Origin of the sequence: Micrococcus sp. HSID17227 (genome assembly GCF_003989405.1) — a bacterium.
In the GTDB taxonomy this organism is placed as follows: Bacteria; Actinomycetota; Actinomycetes; order Actinomycetales; family Micrococcaceae; genus Micrococcus; species Micrococcus luteus.
In genome coordinates this window covers 1-556 of the sequence record NZ_RBLN01000518.1, presented here as the reverse complement: position 1 = coordinate 556, position 556 = coordinate 1, and the positions used below count along the sequence as shown (strand labels likewise).

Genomic DNA, 556 nt, shown 5'->3' with positions numbered 1-556 from the left:
CGTCTGGCGCGCCGACCCCGACGCCACCACCCCGAGAGGAGACGCATGACCGCCCCCGCCACCGCCGGGCCGACCCCGACGGACCCCCGCGCCCGGGAGATCGCCGACGCGCTCGCCGCGGTGCACTCCCGCATCGCCGACGCCGCGCGGGACGCCGGGCGCGAGGCGGAGCCCGCGCTCGTCGTCGTGACCAAGACCCACCCCGCCGAGGACGTCGTGCGCCTCACCGCGCTCGGCGTGACCGACGTGGGGGAGAACCGCGACCAGGAGGCCCGGCCCAAGGCCGAGGCCGTCGCTGCGGCCCTGGGGGCGGACGCCCCGCGCTGGCACTTCGTGGGCCAGCTGCAGACCAACAAGGCCAAGTACGTGGTGCGCTACGCGTCCGTGGTGGAGTCGGTGGACCGACCCGAACTGGCCGAGGCGCTCTCGCGGGCGCTCGTGCTGCGGCGCGAGCGCGAGCCCGAGGCCGCGATCCCCGACCTGGAGTGCCTCGTGCAGGTGGATGTCGACGACCGCGAGAGCGCCGCGGCCAGTTCGGGTCGGTCCACCGACTCCA

General features: G+C 76.4%; 1 pseudogene. It reads left to right on the top strand.

Annotated elements, in window-relative coordinates:
• Positions 1–45: 45 nt before the first annotated feature.
• Positions 46–556, top strand: a pseudogene (locus tag D8M29_RS13035) (YggS family pyridoxal phosphate enzyme); the annotation flags it as partial.